The organism is Sphaerospermopsis aphanizomenoides BCCUSP55, from assembly GCF_001586785.1.
Lineage (GTDB): Bacteria > Cyanobacteriota > Cyanobacteriia > Cyanobacteriales > Nostocaceae > Sphaerospermopsis_A > Sphaerospermopsis_A aphanizomenoides_A.
Map to the genome: position 1 here is coordinate 25,128 of NZ_LUFH02000012.1, position 18,570 is coordinate 43,697.

An 18,570-nucleotide genomic window follows, 5' to 3' on the forward strand; every position below is an offset into this window, starting at 1 on the left:
GGTTAAAGCCGATGTTTCTCCCAGTCAAATGTGTCGTTATCCGAACAATTATATCTACGCCAGGTGATTCTACCTTTTGATGTATTGACCAAGGTTTGCTGAACCACATCACTTAAGTTGTCCCATGAGAGGTCTTCACGTTGGAGTATAACTTTAAGTTTGTCCAAAGCTTCCGTCGCTTTCTGGTCTTCCTGGAAATTGAGCGGATCGTTAACACGCAAAGGATCTCTTTGTACCGCAACTATTCCTTGGCGCACAGCCATAGTAATTTTTTGATACAACTCTGTTTTTCCATGATGCCATTGCCTCTGCCACCCTCTTTTGCTAGTTGCATACAAACAAGGTAAGCGATTTAGAGCATAAGCAACAACTTCTGATGATTGGATATAATTAGCAATTTTTACAGGCAAAGATTGAATTTGTTTCTCAACTTCCTCTACTACTAGCATTTCCATCACATTTCGAGAATGTTTTGTGAATGCATTTTGTTTGGGATACTGATGGGAAGAATTAAGAGATGGTCGATAGCTTGACATAACTCAAATAATTGGTGTAAATTTGAATTTGCGTTGAAGTTTTTATAAAGATAGCAACAAGAGAAATCTCAATAATTGAATTTTTGAGTAAATCTCACTATATACATTTATACCGCTTAGTGTAAACGTGGATTTTAATATTTTTTTGGTAATTAAAAGTTACCCAATATAGTAAAAACCAGTAAAAATACAGTTTTGTCTTGATATAAAACAGGACTCATGTACAAATCTCATCGATTGTTGGTGCAGCATATTGCAGATCAATAAGGTACAAATTTTTATGACAAAGCCTTACACCAAAAGGGTTTTACTGCTGACTGCTGACCGCTGACTGCTGAAAGCTGCTGTAATGATGTTCATGATTGCCAAAACTGGAAACTGCCCCCTCTCTTAGCTACAACCACCGCAGCCGCAAAATTATCTGCTGGTACTAACTCCTGCAAATTCCAATCTCCAGGTACAAGTAATTGAGCAGGTGCTGTTAGTGTTAAAGAAACCTCAATTTGTTCTAACTGCACTAAACCATCTCCAGTAGCTTTTAAATAAGCTTCTTTGCAAGTCCAGTAACGAAAAAATATTTGTTGTTTTTGTTCAAAAGAAAGAGATTTAATGACTTCATATTCACTCAGTAAAAAGAATCTTTTGGCAAGATTATCTAAATCAGACATTGGACGAATATATTCTAAATCAACCCCAATTAATCGCTGACAACTCACACCCAGCAAACCCAAATCTTGAGAGTGAGACAAATTAAATAACAACCCGCTATCAGCAAACTTAGCTGCTAAAACTGGCTTACCACGCTGTTGATATTCAAACTCTACCTGTGCAGGTGCAACACCTAAATAGCGTCCTAAAATAGCGCGGAGACTACCACGACCAGCAATAAACCGCCGACGATGTTCAGGAAAATAAAACCTTTCAGCACGAGCAACTTCATCACTAGATAAAGACTCCCTGAATAATTGTAATTGTGATTCTGATTGATTCAGGTCTATTTTCCAGAGATGTACATCGTCTGACGACAACATTAAATTTGTGGGAGCAGTTAGCCAAATATTATTCAAGATAGTCACAAACAATTCAAAATCTAAAATTTAAAATTCAAAATCTAAAATGAGGAGACAAGCTCTATTTTTTCCCTTTGTTTTTCATTAATCCACTGTAAAATGCGATTCCACGCCCACCATTGATCAGGATCTTGATTTTGATATTGACATTGTTTACTGCTCACATAACCAACATGACCACCATAGCGAGTGAGTAATAAATCTATAAATGGATTTTTGGAACTGGCCAATTTTAAATCAGGAACAATACCGGGATAAAATAAAGGATCATCAGCAGCATAAATAATTAAAGTTGGTTTTTGTAACTGAGGTAAAATATTTATACCACTGCTGGCTTCATAATATTCTGGCACAGAAGAAAAACCCAAACGACCAATTACTAATTCTTCATCAAATCCCCAAATACTATTTGCTCTTTCAATAGCTGCTGCATCCAAATGACCAGGATGATGCTCATGAATTTTCCATGCCAGTTTTTTTAATTCTCTAGCAATGCGAGGTTCTATGAATTTACCAAAGGGTGTTGTTCCCAAATAGGTGAGCGATCGCCAGGAATCTAAACTTGGACAAATCACCGCCCCACCAGCAATATTAATCCCTTTAATTCCTAAATCTACAGCCGCTTTTATGCCCCACAGAGCTAGTTGACCGCCCAAAGAGTATCCTGTGAACCAAAATTTATTGGGACAGCCCATTTTAGCCGCTTCAGCCGCAATTCTCACAAAATCTTCCCCTTCATACAACCCATCAGAAGTTAAGGTTGGGGATAATTCAGCCGTTTTACCATGCGCTCGCCAATCAAATAACACCACAGCGTATCCTTGAGCATAAGCTTTACGTCCCATTACCCTCAAAAACCATTGTTGTTCTAACTCTCCTGTAATGCCATAGGTCCCAACAATGGTGCTATGAGCATTTTTAGGAATAGCAACCCAACCAAAAAGTGGTACACCTTGCCCACCAGTAAATATCACTTGTTGATACAGTGGCTCTGGATGGGAAATGCTTGTTTGCCAATTTTGTCCTCCCTGTAAAGCAGTGTAAACAGTTATAGCAACGCCATTTCGCAAGAAATATGGGGGATTGTAGGTAGACTCACACACCATATACTAAAATTCGTGTAAATTGGACTTGATTTCATAATCCTTTAATCTTAATATTTATGTTAGATTTAAAATCTTTTTTACAATCAAAATAGTAATCTTTGCATATAGCAATGATTCTTATTTATCCTTAAGAAAAGTAGTCATAATTTTTTAAGAATGCCGAGGATTCTTGTCATAGACGATGACCCAGCGATTTCAGAACTTGTTGCCGTCAACTTGGAAATGGCTGGCTATGATGTTAGTCAAGCTGAAGACGGCATCAAAGGTCAGGCGCTGGCCCTCCAGCTACAACCAGACTTGATCATGCTCGATCTCATGTTACCCAGAGTAGACGGGTTTACCATTTGCCAACGCCTACGTCGGGATGAACGCACCGCAGAAATTCCTGTATTGATGTTGACGGCTTTAAGTCAAACTCAATATAAAGTAGAAGGATTTAATGCAGGTGCGGATGACTACTTGACCAAACCATTTGAAGTTGAAGAAATGTTAGCGCGGGTGCGGGCGTTATTAAGAAGAACTGACCGCATCCCCCAAGCAGCAAAACACAGCGAAATTCTCAACTATGGTTCTCTTACCCTCGTTCCAGAAAGATTTGAGGCCATTTGGTTCGGTGAAACTGTAAAACTGACTCACTTAGAGTTTGAACTACTTCATTGTTTGCTGCAACGTCACGGTCAAACAGTTTCTCCCAGCGAAATTCTGCGAGAAGTTTGGGGTTATGACCCTGACGACGACATTGAAACTATTCGGGTGCATATTCGCCATCTGCGAACTAAACTCGAACCAGATCCCCGCCATCCGCGCTATATCAAGACTGTTTATGGTGCGGGATACTGTTTAGAGTTACCCAGTCTACCACCATCATCTGAGGGAACTACCGCTACAGTGGTTGAGTAAAACACACAGGACTTACGCACAGAAGTTATCTGTGACGACTGGGTGTAGGGGTGTAAGGGTGTAGGGGTGTAGGGGTTTTCCTCTCCTCGACCTTGATTTTTCCATCACTTTACCCCTTTGTCAAAACCCTTGATTTTTCGTTTTTTTGCGTACGTCCTAACACACTCTCATATCCCTCATTAATAATAGGGGTGCTATAAATGCACCCTTATTTTATGGGGTGTGGGGTGTGGGGTAAGGGACTTCCAACTAAAAAAATATTCCATCGTTTGGGTCAGCAGGGGAAGCAGGGGAAGCAGGGGAAGAAGAATCTCATACTCATATTGGTTCTCACTCATTGAATAATTTAATTTCTGGAAGTCCCTAAAAATTTCTCCCTATTCTATCTTTTTCCTAATTTCCAATCTTCTCCACCAGGTAACTGAGTTAAATAATTATCAATTACTGCTGGCAATTCCTTGACTGAGTTTTCATAAGTAAATTTTAATAATTCTTCAGTTTGATTAATTATCTGTTCTTTTTCTACCATTTCTGCTAGTTGGAAAGGACTGTAAGCACCATTCAAAACTTCCACACTTGCATCACGAATAGCCCCTTCAATTTCATCTTGAATATAGGTACTCCATTCATTTTGATGAATATAATATGATTTTTTGTTTTCCTTGAGATTGAGTTTTTTGGTTTCGCTAATGGAATTACGAATAGAAGCTGCCCAAGAATTAGTTAATCTTTGCTCGATTTGATTTTTAATCAAATGAATCAACAAAACCTTAATAAACGCTTGAATATTTCGCAAAATTGATTGTCTACTCATCCCCTCTAAATCATCGACAATAGCTAAAGCATCCGCATAACGTTGTTCTAAAATACTATTTCTGAGGTCTATTAATTCCTGTGTCATTTGTTGATTAACCTCAAATGTAGTCAAAATACTTTTTGATCATAACATATTAGTATTAGATATCAAATATTAGTAAAGGTCTAGCAATGCTAAACCCTTAATAATAATATTACAAAATCAACTAACTAACACCAACAGGTTTTTTACTGTAATATTCAGTTTCCGCATACACACTAATTACAGTATCACCAACCACAAAAAATGTTCCTTCCTGTTCACTCTTAGAAAACTGTAAATCTGGATATTTACCACCTAATTCATCCGCAGTCATAGCTTGAGCATTCATTTCATCCGGTATCAAACCAGTTGCACCAATGTAAAATATTAAAGGTGAAATATTTTCCCGATAAACCTTTTCCGTATAATCTTCTAACTTAGCTTTTGCTGCTGTCATTGCGTTGATAATTTCCTGTTTATTCACAGGTTTACCAGCGTGTTTTGCTTGCAAAAATAAAGCCAAACTTCCAGCACCAACTAAGTTTAAAATTTCTGCAACTTTCCCCGTTGCTTCTATTCCCAGAAAATCATCAAAAATTGCTTTCATCAATTCATCTGCTTTTGTAACTTTGCTCCTAGAAGACAAAGCTTTAGAACGAAAAGCTATATTTTCACCAAAAGCTAATTCAAAAGTCGGTTTCTTGAAAATTTCACCCGTTTCTGAATCATAAACTTCATATCTTTTATCTAGAAACTGATTAGCAGAAGACAATTTACTCAAGTTGAGAATTTCTGTACCACCAATATCAATTTTATAACTCACCCTTGAGTCAACTGTACCATCAGATAAAGCCGCTTTCAAGTCTGTATATTCGTTAGTGGTGGGAAAATTCAGATACAAACTTTTAGAAAGATAATGTTTCTTCAATTCTTCGATTTGTGCGGGAATAAATACATCTGACTCTTCCCGTAAATGAGCAGCAAGAATACTAGATAAAGCCTTAATTTCTGCCAGTTGAGTAAATAAACCATCAATACTACTGTAATTACCCTCAAAATTCACTAAAGGTAAATCTGCTAATTGCAAAGTATATTCTTTTTGAAAATCAAACTCTTCCCCATCTATCACCCCTACAGTTTTTAAATCATCAAAGGCTTTTTTACTGCTGATTTTCACTTTTAAAGCCTTGACATTAATTTCTCCATCACTGACAATAGTATAATTATTGAAAGTCGTTAAATCATTTAATAACACACCAGCCACTTCTGTAATTGCCGTTTTATCTTCTGATTTTACCAGCTTTACTTTTTGCGTAATCAGCATATTAATAGTAGCCGTATTGCGGTTAATATCAAAAGTCCCCATCTGCACATAATCACCTGGTTCAATATATTCTATTTCCAACCAAGGTTTAATTAACTCTCCATTTTCTCCCCGTGTACCATTAACACGCTTAACACCTTTTCTTTGGTAAGTTGCTTGCAAATGTTTGAGGTTAATAATGATATGTTGCCGATGTTGTGATAAAATATCAATTAACTTCAAAACTGAGATTTTATCATTAACTTTCACATAATCTAAAATTTCATGTTCAGCTAAAACATGAGGATAAAAGAGTGCAATTTCTACATCTTGAGTAAAATTTGCAATGTCTTCATTTGTTAAAGCCTTCGCGTGTCTTGCGGTTAAGGTTGCATTGAAGGTACTCGCAAGTGCATATTTAGCAGTATTGAGATTTCCATCAGCTAAGTTAGCTTTCGCAAAAAGATAGACAGATTGATCATTTTGAGCAATAGGAACATCTGTTAATTGAGTATAAGCATCTTTGGTAATTTGCTTATATTTATAGATGTAAGCTTCATCTTCCAGCTTCAAACCAAAAACTTTTAAAGTTTGATTTGTACCATTAATTTTTTTAGCTGTGGGAGAAAAGAAAACTTGATAACTGTAGTCACTAGCTAAGGGTTCTTCGATGACTATTCCTGTCGCTTCTGTTAACACATTTCCAGTGTTATAAAGAGCATCATAGACTTCCTTAATATTCCCAGCTTGGATACAAACACCAGAAACAGAATTAGCAATTTTCGCCAAAAACTTAAAATCAGAAGAGAGAGAATAAGCAATAGTGTTAACAAAAACTTCCTTGTTTTTTAAATCATTACAAATTCCCTCTATTGCCTTAGATTCAGAATTAAAACTGCTATCATTAGCATAGCCGTCACTGTGTAAAGTTATGGCTGTTAATTCACCAGGACGAATCAATTCATTAGCTAATTTCAAAGATTGAGAAATACAAGTTGCACAAGTAGCACGAATTGCCTTAATATCAGCAATATAAGATGAATCTGGCTGCATTACATCCTGAATCGGGACACGCTGAAAATGACAAGTTAAATCACCTTTAGAAGAGTAGGAAATCAACGTGACAACCAATTCTGAATTACTGTATTCATCCAGAGTCAAAAGTTTAATTAAAGTTTCCTTTAAAGCCTCAATATCACCATACATTGAACCAGAACGATCAATGATAATGATACTATGAGCTATCATCGTTTTAGGGATAGCATCAGGCTTAATTTCCAGTTTTACCTTTTCAGTTAAATAGAAAGCTTTTTCTTTACCTGCGAGATTATAAACAGCAAACTTGGTTTTTTGACTTGCCATAATTTTGCGGATGGTAAATTTATACAGAATATTGTCCAGGATAAATGAATTTATACTGGGATGGGGTGATGTTGTAATATGTTGTAAAAACTATGATGTTGCAATCAGCACTGAGAAAACTTCTAATTTTCTCTACATAAATATATAGTACATGAATACTATAAAAATGTCAAATTAAGCTGAAAAAGCTTTATATTTCTTTATTTTTAGGTTGCAAACAGAACGGATTTTACTTTTTGTAACATACCTCGGTTTTTTCAAGCCGACTTACTTATAGCTGTAGCCAGGATAATTAGGATATTATTAATCCTTGAAACGTAGATATAACAAGGCTTTCCCTCCTACCTCCTGCTATATAACCCCAAATCATCACCAACAAACCTCCGTGTTCCTCTGCGCTTACCTCCGCGAACCTCTGCGTTTAAAAACCTCTCTCAAAGTTGATGACTACGGCGAATTTCTGTAATCTGGTCAGCTACATCAAGCAGAGACTTTGGCATCTCCGGACCACTGAGAATAATATCTACATGGGGAGGGCGTTTTGTCAGAAACTCCAAAACCTCTGCTTCTGGAATTAAGTCAAAATTAATAGCTAAACTCAACTCATCCAAAACCACAAGAGAATACTTACCTTCTGATACCACCTGTTGTGTATAAGACCATAAATGTTGTAAAGCTTGGGTTTCTGTTTCGTCCAAGTGTGGTGTATCAATACAACGGGGTAAATCACAGCGAATCCAATCCAGATTTTTACCGATATGTATAGGATTGTCTTTGCCTTGACGAATGCCCCCTTTGAGGAACTGCACTATTAATACTGGTGTCCCCTGTCCAGCAATTCTCAATGCTTGAGACATAACACTAGTCAAGAAAGTACGATGGGAACTAGTAAAAACTTGCACCAGCCCCTGAACTGAATATGGTAAGCTAAGAGTCGAATTGATACCAGGTGTTTCTAGTTGGGCAACCATAGGAGTAAGTTTAAAAAGTTTTAATAGGTTAAGTAGCTTTTACTGATAGTAGTAGCAAATACAAATTTAGGTTGTATAATCAATCTGTTTTGTACTGACTAGAGTATTTTAGGTTTGGCATTCTTAGTCAAACACTAGATTCAGTCTAAAGTCAAGTAGGATTTTCATGGAAATTTTAGTTTTTTGCCTGAAATTAGTTGTAAAAATACCAACAAATAATTCGCGGTGTCAATCAATTAAAAGCTCGATTTAGGGGTTGAAAAATCCACAAAAAATCAGATTTATCATTTTATTAGGACAAAACAGAGTTAGAGAGTAAATGAATTTAAAATAATGAGGAGTAAATTGTTGTGAAATTGGTGATTTTAGGAGGTTCAGGATCAGGGAAAAGCACTCAAGCACATAGGCTTTGCAAATACTTTGATGTTCCTTTAATTTCGACAGGTGAGATTTTGCGCGAAGCTATATCTGATGATAATTCAGTCAATGGCTATGGTGAAATACCTGATTTAATTCGTTATGCCAAACCTTATGTTGAAAAAGGGGAATTAGTGCCAGATGAAATCATGATTGAATTTATCAAAATTCGCCTTAACCAAGAGGATACTGATTGTGGGTGGATACTAGAAGGCTATCCACGGACTGCGTTTCAAGCAGAAGAATTAGATTTTTTGTTGGAAAGTTTAGGACAAAAATTAGATTGGGCAATTTATCTGCAAGTAGCAGAGGCAGTGATGGTGAGTCGTTCTTTAGGGCGATCGCTCCCAGATGATCAACCAGAAATTGTCCAGCGCCGTGTAGAACTATTTTATGATCGTACCATCCCCATCTTAGAGTATTATGACCGTCGTCGCCGTCTATTAACTATCAATGGTGATAATCCACCAGAACAGGTACAATATAATATTCTCAGTTTACTGGGGTAACAGGTGACAGGGAACAGGGAACAGCGAATAGACTGATAACTGACTCCATAATTCTGCTGTAATCTAAAGGCAGAATAGAAAATTTTGAGGCAATTTAAATGGCTTGGCAGCGTCCCGACGGTCGAAACCCCTACGAACTACGTCCCTTAGATTTTCACTCTCAATTCACCTGCTTTGCACCTGGTTCTGTACTGGCCAAATGTGGTGATACTCAGGTACTTTGTACTGTTAGCATCTCTGAAAGCGTACCTAGGTTTTTAACTGGGACTGGTAAAGGCTGGTTGACCGCTGAGTACCGGATGTTACCCTCTGCCACACAACAAAGACAGGAAAGAGAATTATTGAAATTATCGGGACGGACACAAGAAATTCAACGTTTAATAGGACGCTCTTTAAGAGCTGCTTTAGATTTTGAGATATTGGGAGAACGGACGCTGACTGTGGATGCTGATGTGTTGCAAGCAGATGCTGGGACGAGGACAACCGCAATTACAGGAGGTTTTGTCGCTTTAGCTCATGCCATTTCTCAATTATTGCAGCGAGGAGTATTAGAGCGATCGCCACTGTGTGGACAAGTGGCAGCTGTTTCTGTTGGCTTGTTGGAGAAAGAAGCATTTTTGGATCTTAACTACATTGAAGATGTCGCCGCGACCGTAGATTTTAATGTGGTCATGAATCACAACTTGGAAATAATCGAAGTCCAAGGAACAGCAGAAGAAGGCAGCTTTAGCCGTCAGCAGTTGAATCAGTTACTGGATGTTGCCCAAACAGGAATTCAGGAATTATTAATTGCTCAACGAAATGCGATTCCTGATTGGAATACACTGTTTCTAGGAAATTAATATGCAATATTCCCCGTCAGTTGTCACTTGTGTTGAATACTAACAAATAACAAAAGTCAAGACTAATGGCGGTAAACTTGCAACCAACTAGAAATTTAGAACAATTATGGATTGTCCGCTGTTTGGCCACATTGCTGCTGTTTGGTCAAATTTCACTACATATACTCCAAGGAAAAACTTATTATCGGAAGATTTTGGCTCATACTGTTACCGCAGGACCTGGTTCTTTGCCACCAGTGCTTCTAGTCAGTGGTTTTGCGGGCATGATTTTCACTATTCAAACAGCCAGAGAATTAGTCCGATTTGGTGCTGTGGAAACTGTGGGTGGTGCTTTTGCTTTAGCTTTTTGCAGAGAATTAGCACCAATCCTGACTGCTAGTATTATTGCCGGACAAGTAGGTTCAGCTTATGCAGCAGAAATAGGAGCAATGCGAGTTACAGAACAGATTGATGCTCTTTATATGCTCAAAACTGACCCCATTGATTATCTTGTACTGCCGAGAGTAATTGCTTGTTGTTTGATGATGCCTTTGATGATGATTTTTGCCGTAGTTATAGGCATCAGTGGCGGAGTCTTTGCCGCATCATATTTTTATCAAGTTCAACCAGAAACATTTTTAGAATCAGTCCGAGATTTTTTAACACCTGCCGATGTTTTTATAATTTTACTCAAAGGGTTAATTTTTGGCATGATTGTTGCAGTTAATGGCTGTAGTTGGGGACTAACTACTAAGGGTGGAGCTAAAGAAGTAGGAGAATCTGCGACAACAGCTGTTGTAACTACTTGGGTAGCAATTTTTATCATGGATTTTATACTGGCTTTGGTACTCTTTGAGCAGCCCATACTTTAACAGTTATCAGCTAACAGTTATCAGTAATCAGTTATCAGATAATAGACTCGAATTACTGGGTGTAGGAGAGCAGGGGAGCAGAGAAACTTCAGGGGCAGGGGGCAGGGTGCAGGGGGAAATTTTAATTCTTTCTTCTTACTCCTGAACGACTGATAGCGCAGCTTGGCGTAAGCCATACTCCTGGAACTACTGAACTCCTAAACTCCTGAACTACTGAACTCCTGAAGTCCTGGAACTCCTGGAACTCCTGAACTACTGAACTCCTAAACTCCTGAACTCCTGAAGTGCGAAGCGTGGCGTTAGCCATACTCCTGCCTCTTCATGATGTTAAAAGTTTCAAAAGTTCAAAAGGCAAATTGCCAGAAGTTAGGTATTGTATTGCTGGAAGCCGGCTATGTGATGATGAAGCCATGAACAAAACGGTTGAAGTTTTACCGGATCTGTCTACGCTGGTAGCACGGGCGCTAGATTTGATCCTGTCCAAATTAGAAACTGCAATTCAGGAACGGGGGCAATTTACTATTGCCTTATCTGGTGGCAGCACACCTAAGCCGTTGTACGAAGCCATAGGTAATCAAAACCTGCCTTGGGATAAAATTCATGTTTTCTGGGGAGATGAGCGTTATGTACCACCAGACCACCCAGATAGCAATGAACTGATGGCGCGTCGTGCTTGGTTAGATCGGGTTGCTATTCCAGCAGCTAATATTCACGCCGTACCCACTTTATCAGGCAATCCATCTGTAGATGCGGCTAAATATAATCAGCATCTGCAAGAATTTTTCCATTCTGCACCAGGACAATTTCCCGCATTGGATGTAATTTTGCTGGGAATGGGTGATGATGCCCATACAGCATCTTTGTTTCCCCACACAGAAGCCCTGAAAGTAAGCGATCGCCTAATTACTGTAGGGAACAAAGACGATCACCCCCGGATCACTTTTACCTACCCATTCATCAACGCTGGGCGGAGTGTAATTTTCTTGGCTGCTGGTGCTAATAAACGACCAGCTTTAGCCCAAGTTTTTGCGCCTGTAGCGGATGATTTGACCTATCCATCTCGCTTAATTAAACCCAAAGGAGAATTATTGTGGTTGTTAGATGCAGCCGCAGGATTGGAACTCAAACCCTAAATCAGTGAACAGTAAACAGTGCAGTGACCAATAACTGATAACTGACAACTGATAACTGCTTGCCAGTAATATATTTTACGATGACCTTGACAAAGGCTAAAATCCATGATCGTCTGCCCAAATTGCAATCATCCCAATCCAGACGGCGCTGTTCAATGTGAAGCTTGCTACACGCCTTTACCCGCCACTACTAACTGTCCCAGTTGTGGAGCAACTGTACAGGCAGATGCGGCTTTTTGCGGTCAGTGTGGCTATAATCTACATTCTCAATCAGCCCCTGTAGAAGCAACAGTTGTCAGCTCAACGATGGCTCCCGATATCCCTGTGGAAGTGCCATCGTTGGTTACTCCTGACCCCATGTTAGAACTTTTACAACCAGATCCTCTGGGACTCGGCTCTCCTGCTTATCCTCCTGTTGCTTCTACCCTACCACCAACAGTAGTAGCAGCAGCCCCACAACCTATTCCTACACCTGCACCACCACCAGTAGCAGTCCCACAACCTATTCCTACACCAGCGCCAGTTCCACCTCCAGAAGCAGTAGCGCCACCTTCACCACCAGCGCCAGTTCCACCTCCAGAAACACCTGTGGTAACTGCGTCTAGAACTCAATTACAGCAGGTGGTAGCAAAATTATTCCATGTTCAAAGTAATCAAGAACTTGAATTACCGCAGAATCTTTCCGTGATTCATATCGGTAAGCCTAATGACCGTATTCCCCCTGATATAGATGTGGCTGGATTTCCCAATTCAGAAATTGTCTCACGGATTCATGCAGATATCCGTGTGGAGGGAGATGCTCACTACATAGAAGATGTGGGTAGTTCTAACGGCACTTATATTAATAATTTGCCGCTATTACCAGGGAACAGACACCGCTTACGTCCAGGCGATCGCATCAGTCTGGGTAAGGGGGATTTGGTAACTTTCTTATTTCAACTTTCTTAGATGAATAATTCGTAATTGATAATTCGTAATGCGTAATTAATAATTTGTAGTTACGGATTACGAATTACAAATTAGTGAACAGGAATTTTACCAATGAGTAAACCGCAAGATTTTCCATCTTTGCTAACTCAGGAAGCCCCTCCAGAAGTTGAACGGATGGGGCTAACATGGCTAATAGGCGCTGCGATCGCTACTGCTATTTTGTGGCAATTCCCAGGAGGTGATTATATTTTATACCCCTTCACAATCCTGGCTACATGGTTTCATGAAATGGGTCACGGCTTGATGGCGCTGATGTTGGGGGGAAATTTTCAACAGTTACTAATTTTTAGTAATGGTTCTGGTGTTGCCAGTTATACAATGCGTTCAAATTTAGGCCCCATTGCCCCAGCTTTGGTTGCAGCAGCAGGCCCGATGGGTCCACCTATTGCTGGTGCTGCTTTAATTCTCGCTTCTCGTAGTTTTAAAGCTGCTTCCCTGAGTTTAAAAATCTTAGGCGGTTTTTTGCTGTTTTCTAGTTTAGTTTGGGTGCGTTCTTGGTTTGGTTTAATAGCCATTCCCTTACTAGGTTTGATGATTTTAGGAATAGCTGGGAAAACTCCGCGTTGGGTACAAGGTTTTGCAATTCAGTTTTTAGGTGTACAAGCTTGTGTTAGTACCTTCCACCAATTAAATTACCTATTTAGTTATAGTGCTGGTTCTTTAGGACTTTCCGATACAGCACAAATGCAGAAATATTTACTTTTACCTTATTGGTTTTGGGGTGGGTTGATGGCTGTAGCTTCTTTGGTAATTTTAGTTCAAAGTCTACGGGCTAGTAACTGAATCAAAATATCTACCTAAATCAACTCATATCTGATTAAATAGGAAGCTATCATGAGGATATGAGTAAGTTTAAACAATCATCTCTAACAGCAACAAAAATTTCTCGGTTAATACATAGCTGACTTTGGGTATTATTAATTAATGTATACATTAACTGACTATCACTTTACTTATAGTATCATAAGTTTTGACGCTCAGACTTGATAACTAATAAAGTAGTGAAATACCCCGAAATACAGGAGATGTAAAATCATTGCTACTAGGATTTAAAACCGAGTTAAAGTTAAACCACATTCAACGGATAAACATAGTAAAACACTGTGGAGTAGCTCGTCATGCTTGGAACTGGGGATTATCATTAACTAAACAAATATTAGACCACAACCAAAATAATCCTGATGAGAAAATCAAATTTCCTACAGCAATAGATTTACATAAATGGTTAGTAGCATTAGTTAAACCTGAAAACCAATGGTATTATGAATTTTCCAAATCAGCACCACAAGAAGCACTCAGAAATTTAAGAAAATCTTGGGATAGATGTTTTCAAAGAAAATCAGGAGTACCAAGATTTAAAAAAAAAGGGAAACAAGATAGTTTCACTCTAGAAGGAACGGTAAAAATCTTAGGTAATCACAAAATACAAGTTCCCAAAATAGGGATATTAAAGACTTATGAAAGATTACCTCAAACTCAACCAAAGTCAGTCACCATCAGCCGTCAAGCCGATAGATGGTTTATTAGTTTTAGGATAGAAGTAGAAGCAAAAATATCCAATTTAGATAATGTTGTGGGTGTAGATTTAGGTGTGAAAAACTTAGCCACATTATCTACTGGTGAAGTAATACCTGGAGCTAAATCTTATCAAAAATATCAATCTCAATTAAGGAGACTACAATGGTTAAACAGACAGAAAATAATAGGTTCAAATAATTGGAAAAAAGCCCAACTCAAAATAGCTAGATTACATCAAAAGATAGCCAATATCAGGAAAGATACATTACATAAATTAACTACGCTGTTAGCCAAAAACCACGGTGTGATAGTGATAGAGGATTTGAATGTTTCTGGGATGTTAGCTAATCATAAACTAGCAAAGGCGATTTCCGATATGGGTTTTTATGAACTGAGGAGACAATTAGAGTACAAATGTCAACTTTACGGTTCAAAATTAGTAATTGTTGATAGATGGTTTCCTAGTTCTAAAACCTGCTCTGATTGTAGTGTAAAAAAAGAAAGTTTCTCATTGAGTGAAAGAGTGTTTAAGTGTGATAGCTGTGGATTTGAATGCGACAGGGATTTAAACGCGGCTATTAATTTGAGCCAGTGCGGTCTTGGGGTCTCCCCAAGTAGAGCAACTGGCGTATCCAAAGCTGTCAGTTAGGCAGTGTTAGCCTGTGGACTGAGTAGTGCCGACACTTTCAGGAGGAAGCAGGAAGTAAACGACACTCAAGAGTCAGTCTGTCAGTAGATAGGTAGATTTGAGTAGGTTTTATATAGCGGTTGCTTATCGTTCACATTGATACTCTCTGCACTTTTAGATCGGGGCGTGTTAAATATCCAACAACCCATATCGCTTTTGCAAAGCTAATAACTTCATCCTTGCTTCTCCAGCATTATCAGCCAAATCTGCAAATTCCACAAACCGCCGCAACTCCTTTTTTAACAAATTGCGTTCCACTTCCATAGCTTCTCTGTCTAAATCAGGAGGTAAAACAATCATATCAAAAATAGTCGCTCTATCCTTTCCCGGATGAGGACGTAAAACCCTACCCCGACGTTGGATAAATTGACGAGGATTGCCCGAACTTGATAAAATCACCGCAGTTTGAATAGCGGGAATATCAACACCTTCATCTAAACAACGAATAGCCACTAAACCTTGCAACTCTCCGCTTTCAAATTGTTGTCTTAAAATCTCCCTTTCTATTAAAGAAGTATGTGCGGTATAGGTGCTAACTGTATAACCTAATTCTACCCCCAAAATTTGGGCCACTGCTTTCAGTTGCCGCAGAGATGAACGGTGTCCAGTTTCCTGAGAACCATCGCTACAATAAAATAAAGTGTGGCTTGTATCCCTACGAGTTTGCATTAATTCTCGTAAAGCCGTTAACTTATTTTCGGCTGTACCTACTAACCTAGCACGTTGTATTAATAAAGATTTAATATCTTCATTATCTTCAAAATTACCATCTTCCTTTTCTCGATACTGAAGAGAACGTCCAATTTTCTTGGTTAATTTTAAATAAGCAATACTTTCAGATTCTGTTAATTCCACGAGAACGGGATAATATAAATAATGTACCAAAGCCCCTTGATTAATAGCATCCTGCAAACTAAACTCCGGCTGCAATACAGAACCAAAATAATCAAATAAAGATTGCGTACCTCCATCATCAAAATATCTTTCTGGTGTTGCAGACAAAGCTAGACGCAAACCCACATTCCGGGGTAAACTTTCCTCTAACCTGGGTGCGCCTAAATTATGAGCTTCATCGCCAATAATTAAAGTTTTGGGCGGAAAATATTTAAGTTGAGATTGCAAACCTTCACCAATTAAGGTCGAGTTAGTGGTGATCACCGTGACAAAATTTTGAGAACCGGAACGCAGATTATATAATTGCGTTGATAGTTGACTTTGCCAACTGCGTAAATTCTCGAAAGCTAAAATCGGTTGTAAGTTAAATTTATCACATTCTCTAGCCCATTGGCTGACCAGATGACGGTAAGGACACACCACCAACAAGACTTGTAAACCTATCTGTTTGTACAATTCGCAAGCGATCGCCAGTGCAGTAATTGTCTTACCACTACCAGTAGCCATTTTTAAAGTACCTCTACCATTATTAGCAAACCAGCTAGTAATCGCTTGGCGTTGATACCCCCGCAGTTGCAGGGATACAGGCATTTTTGGACATCCTGGTAATGATGGCTGAAGGTGATAACTGCCACTATTCTCTCTTACAAAAGGCAATTTGAGAGAGAAAGAAGGCAATTTCTGCACTGGTTTTCGCGTTAAATACATAAGGTGACAGTGACAAAGATGGCAGCTAACAAATGACAGTCAAGAAGGTAGAAATTGACAAGTGACAGTGAAGATGAATTTTGCGTTATCTTTTTCCTTTTACCTCTTTCATCTGTCACTTATAACCTGTTAAGAGTCCCTAATTATAATTACGCCACACACCTACTAAAGAACCTTGTACCTGTACGTGCATTGCTGGTACTTCGATGGGTTGATACTTAGGGTTTGCAGGTTTGAGAGTCACCATATCTTCTTGACGATAAAAACGTTTTAACGTCGTACCATGACCTTCCACCCTAGCGGCCACAATCGTACCATTTTTTAAATGATGAGGTTCTGCTACAGGACGCAAAAAAACCACATCACCATCAGCAATTAAATCTTCAATCATGCTATCACCAGCAACCCGTAAAGCATAACTTTGGGGAGGTAGAGATAAATTCGCCAAGTCTAAATGTTCAACCGCATCAGTAAAAGGTTCAATTAAACCACCAGCAGCAATAGTTCCTAAAATTGGCACACCTTGCTTTGTTTGGCGTAAGACCCGAATTGTTCGCGCTTTACCTTCATTCCAATCAATATATCCCTTGTTGCGTAAATGTTCCAACCGACTTTGAATTGGTGCAGGTGATTTCAAATTCATCGCTTGCATCATTTGCCGAATTGAGGGAGAATACTGATTGATTCGGATATATTCCGCCAACCATTCGTACAATTCTTGTTGCGCTTCAGTTAGTTTTTCCATAAATTTATCGGGAAGTAATTACAAATGTCCCTAGAGCATTTGTACTACAAAAATCCTTTCTTAACAAGATTCAATTAAAGATTAATGATAATTGGTAATTGGTGATAGGTAATTGGTGATAGGGAAAAATAAAATTTATTACCCATTCGCTATTACCCATTACCCATTACTACTGCTGTTATTTTGCCCCTAAAATACTTGCCAGTAAAGCTTTTTGAGCGTGTAATCTGTTTTCTGCCTGATCCCAAACTTTTGATTGAGAACCTTCGATTACTTCCTCTGTAATTTCTTCACCACGATGGGCTGGTAGACAGTGTAAAACAATCGCTTCTGGATCGGCAAGACCTAATAATTGTTGAGAAATTTGATAAGGTTGGAAAATAGGAAAACGATTATCAGCTTCTGACTCTTGACCCATACTTGCCCACACATCAGTATATAAAATGTGGGAGCCTTCTGCGGCTGCTTTTGGGTCATGGGTGAGAACAACTTCAGTTTTATTATTAGCGATCGCCCTAGCTTTTTCCACAATTTCCGCATCAGGTGCATAACCCGAAGGAAAAGCCACCCGCACATTCATTCCAGCCAAAGCACAACCCAGCATCAGGGAATTAGCCACATTATTCCCATCACCCACATAAGTTAAAGTTAAACCTGCCAAAGTCCCAAAACATTCTTGAATCGTTTGTAAATCAGCTAACACCTGACATGGATGTTCTAAATCTGTCAAGGCATTAATGACAGGAATTTTGGCATAATTCGCAAAAATTTCTAACTCTTGCTGGGCAAAAGTGCGAATTGCGAGAATATCCAAATAACGATCCAATACCCTAGCAGTATCCTGTACAGGTTCTCCTCGACTTACTTGCGTCACATTCGGGTTAAGATCAATAACTTGTCCACCCAATTGATACATTGCCACAGTAAAACTGACTCGTGTCCGAGTTGAAGCTTTGGAGAACAACAAACCTAACACTTGATCACAATGCAACTTGAGTTTTTGTGACTTCAGTTGAGTTGCCATTTCTAGAAGTTCTTGCAGTTCTGTGGAATTAAGATCCGCCAGACCTAATAAATCTCGTCCGATCAATGCTGCCATGCTGATGATTTGTAAATAATAATGTTTTTCTGTGTCTTCACTCAGCCGCGTCAATAGGAATACAGATTTAAAACTGTACCAAATATTTTT

17 protein-coding genes are annotated in these 18,570 nt (G+C 38.8%); 8 read left to right on the forward strand and 9 right to left on the reverse strand.

Translation table 11 applies throughout. The features are described from left to right. Positions 1-2: 2 nt before the first annotated feature. From A0J48_RS04765 to A0J48_RS04775, 3 genes are all read right to left on the reverse strand, one after another. Entirely contained in the window at positions 3-536 is a 534-nt protein-coding gene (locus A0J48_RS04765) for a late competence development ComFB family protein (RefSeq protein ID WP_200320827.1), read from the reverse strand. Positions 537-892: 356 nt separating this feature from the next. Next, on the reverse strand, positions 893-1,612 hold the full coding sequence (hetI, locus tag A0J48_RS04770) for a 4'-phosphopantetheinyl transferase HetI (RefSeq protein ID WP_200320829.1): 720 nt from the start codon (positions 1,610-1,612) through the stop codon (positions 893-895). A 35-nt stretch (positions 1,613-1,647) separates the two neighbouring features. Further along, entirely contained in the window at positions 1,648-2,712 is a 1,065-nt protein-coding gene (locus A0J48_RS04775) for a YheT family hydrolase (RefSeq protein ID WP_200320831.1), read from the reverse strand. Positions 2,713-2,868: 156 nt separating this feature from the next. Here A0J48_RS04775 and A0J48_RS04780 point away from each other — a divergent pair, with 156 nt between their 5' ends. After that, a complete protein-coding gene (locus A0J48_RS04780) occupies positions 2,869-3,612 on the forward strand; it encodes a response regulator transcription factor (RefSeq protein WP_200320832.1) in 744 nt (247 codons plus the stop codon). A gap of 382 nt (positions 3,613-3,994) precedes the next feature. Here A0J48_RS04780 and A0J48_RS04785 read toward each other — a convergent pair whose 3' ends face one another. The 3 genes from A0J48_RS04785 to A0J48_RS04795 all read right to left on the reverse strand — a co-directional run bounded on the left by A0J48_RS04785 (position 3,995) and on the right by A0J48_RS04795 (position 8,086). Next, on the reverse strand, positions 3,995-4,513 hold the full coding sequence (locus tag A0J48_RS04785; RefSeq protein ID WP_200320896.1) for a DUF29 family protein: 519 nt from the start codon (positions 4,511-4,513) through the stop codon (positions 3,995-3,997). A gap of 121 nt (positions 4,514-4,634) precedes the next feature. Further along, the gene (locus tag A0J48_RS04790) at positions 4,635-7,115 is read right to left on the reverse strand and encodes a vWA domain-containing protein (protein WP_200320834.1); all 2,481 of its coding nucleotides are present in this window, start codon (positions 7,113-7,115) and stop codon (positions 4,635-4,637) included. Positions 7,116-7,549: 434 nt separating this feature from the next. Next, positions 7,550-8,086, reverse strand: coding sequence for a P-loop NTPase family protein (locus tag A0J48_RS04795; protein WP_200320836.1), 537 nt, complete (start codon positions 8,084-8,086; stop codon positions 7,550-7,552). 350 nt (positions 8,087-8,436) lie between these two features. Between A0J48_RS04795 and A0J48_RS04800 the strand changes: the two genes are divergently transcribed. The 7 genes from A0J48_RS04800 to A0J48_RS04835 all read left to right on the forward strand — a co-directional run bounded on the left by A0J48_RS04800 (position 8,437) and on the right by A0J48_RS04835 (position 14,995). Continuing rightward, positions 8,437-9,012 (forward strand): adenylate kinase family protein, encoded by a 576-nt coding sequence (locus tag A0J48_RS04800; RefSeq protein ID WP_200320838.1) that lies wholly within the window; start codon positions 8,437-8,439, stop codon positions 9,010-9,012. 98 nt (positions 9,013-9,110) lie between these two features. Continuing rightward, on the forward strand, positions 9,111-9,854 hold the full coding sequence (gene rph / locus A0J48_RS04805) for a ribonuclease PH (RefSeq protein WP_200320840.1): 744 nt from the start codon (positions 9,111-9,113) through the stop codon (positions 9,852-9,854). Between the two features lie 65 nt (positions 9,855-9,919). Continuing rightward, positions 9,920-10,705: an MlaE family lipid ABC transporter permease subunit gene (locus tag A0J48_RS04810; RefSeq protein WP_200320842.1), complete on the forward strand. Its 786-nt coding sequence runs from the start codon at positions 9,920-9,922 to the stop codon at positions 10,703-10,705. A gap of 410 nt (positions 10,706-11,115) precedes the next feature. Continuing rightward, positions 11,116-11,838, forward strand: a complete 723-nt coding sequence (gene pgl / locus A0J48_RS04820) for a 6-phosphogluconolactonase (protein WP_200320846.1) — start codon at positions 11,116-11,118, stop codon at positions 11,836-11,838. A gap of 105 nt (positions 11,839-11,943) precedes the next feature. Then, positions 11,944-12,786, forward strand: a complete 843-nt coding sequence (locus A0J48_RS04825) for an FHA domain-containing protein (protein ID WP_200320848.1) — start codon at positions 11,944-11,946, stop codon at positions 12,784-12,786. A gap of 93 nt (positions 12,787-12,879) precedes the next feature. Continuing rightward, the gene (locus tag A0J48_RS04830; RefSeq protein ID WP_200320849.1) at positions 12,880-13,611 is read left to right on the forward strand and encodes a M50 family metallopeptidase; all 732 of its coding nucleotides are present in this window, start codon (positions 12,880-12,882) and stop codon (positions 13,609-13,611) included. 253 nt (positions 13,612-13,864) lie between these two features. Beyond that, positions 13,865-14,995 (forward strand): RNA-guided endonuclease InsQ/TnpB family protein, encoded by a 1,131-nt coding sequence (locus tag A0J48_RS04835; RefSeq protein ID WP_200320851.1) that lies wholly within the window; start codon positions 13,865-13,867, stop codon positions 14,993-14,995. Between the two features lie 168 nt (positions 14,996-15,163). Here the strand turns inward: A0J48_RS04835 and A0J48_RS04840 are convergent, their stop codons facing one another. From A0J48_RS04840 to argF, 3 genes are all read right to left on the reverse strand, one after another. Beyond that, positions 15,164-16,636, reverse strand: a complete 1,473-nt coding sequence (locus A0J48_RS04840; protein ID WP_200320853.1) for a DNA phosphorothioation system restriction enzyme — start codon at positions 16,634-16,636, stop codon at positions 15,164-15,166. A gap of 139 nt (positions 16,637-16,775) precedes the next feature. Beyond that, complete coding sequence (lexA, locus tag A0J48_RS04845; protein ID WP_200320855.1) at positions 16,776-17,381, reverse strand: transcriptional repressor LexA; 606 nt, start codon at positions 17,379-17,381, stop codon at positions 16,776-16,778. A gap of 178 nt (positions 17,382-17,559) precedes the next feature. Continuing rightward, positions 17,560-18,480 (reverse strand): ornithine carbamoyltransferase, encoded by a 921-nt coding sequence (gene argF, locus A0J48_RS04850; RefSeq protein WP_200320857.1) that lies wholly within the window; start codon positions 18,478-18,480, stop codon positions 17,560-17,562. Between the last annotated feature and the right edge of the window lie 90 nt (positions 18,481-18,570).

Excerpts from the sequence above, each read along its gene's own strand:
- A0J48_RS04825 (WP_200320848.1), top strand. The coding sequence starts at position 11,944 with ATGATCGTCTGCCCAAATTGCAATCATCCCAATCCAGACGGCGCTGTT.
- A0J48_RS04830 (WP_200320849.1), top strand. The coding sequence starts at position 12,880 with ATGAGTAAACCGCAAGATTTTCCATCTTTGCTAACTCAGGAAGCCCCT.
- lexA (WP_200320855.1), bottom strand. The coding sequence starts at position 17,381 with ATGGAAAAACTAACTGAAGCGCAACAAGAATTGTACGAATGGTTGGCG.
- rph (WP_200320840.1), top strand. The coding sequence starts at position 9,111 with ATGGCTTGGCAGCGTCCCGACGGTCGAAACCCCTACGAACTACGTCCC.
- A0J48_RS04790 (WP_200320834.1), bottom strand. The coding sequence starts at position 7,115 with ATGGCAAGTCAAAAAACCAAGTTTGCTGTTTATAATCTCGCAGGTAAA.
- argF (WP_200320857.1), bottom strand. The coding sequence starts at position 18,480 with ATGGCAGCATTGATCGGACGAGATTTATTAGGTCTGGCGGATCTTAAT.
- A0J48_RS04840 (WP_200320853.1), bottom strand. The coding sequence starts at position 16,636 with ATGTATTTAACGCGAAAACCAGTGCAGAAATTGCCTTCTTTCTCTCTC.
- pgl (WP_200320846.1), top strand. The coding sequence starts at position 11,116 with ATGAACAAAACGGTTGAAGTTTTACCGGATCTGTCTACGCTGGTAGCA.
- A0J48_RS04795 (WP_200320836.1), bottom strand. The coding sequence starts at position 8,086 with ATGGTTGCCCAACTAGAAACACCTGGTATCAATTCGACTCTTAGCTTA.
- A0J48_RS04765 (WP_200320827.1), bottom strand. The coding sequence starts at position 536 with ATGTCAAGCTATCGACCATCTCTTAATTCTTCCCATCAGTATCCCAAA.
- A0J48_RS04810 (WP_200320842.1), top strand. The coding sequence starts at position 9,920 with ATGGCGGTAAACTTGCAACCAACTAGAAATTTAGAACAATTATGGATT.
- A0J48_RS04785 (WP_200320896.1), bottom strand. The coding sequence starts at position 4,513 with ATGACACAGGAATTAATAGACCTCAGAAATAGTATTTTAGAACAACGT.
- A0J48_RS04775 (WP_200320831.1), bottom strand. The coding sequence starts at position 2,712 with ATGGTGTGTGAGTCTACCTACAATCCCCCATATTTCTTGCGAAATGGC.
- A0J48_RS04780 (WP_200320832.1), top strand. The coding sequence starts at position 2,869 with ATGCCGAGGATTCTTGTCATAGACGATGACCCAGCGATTTCAGAACTT.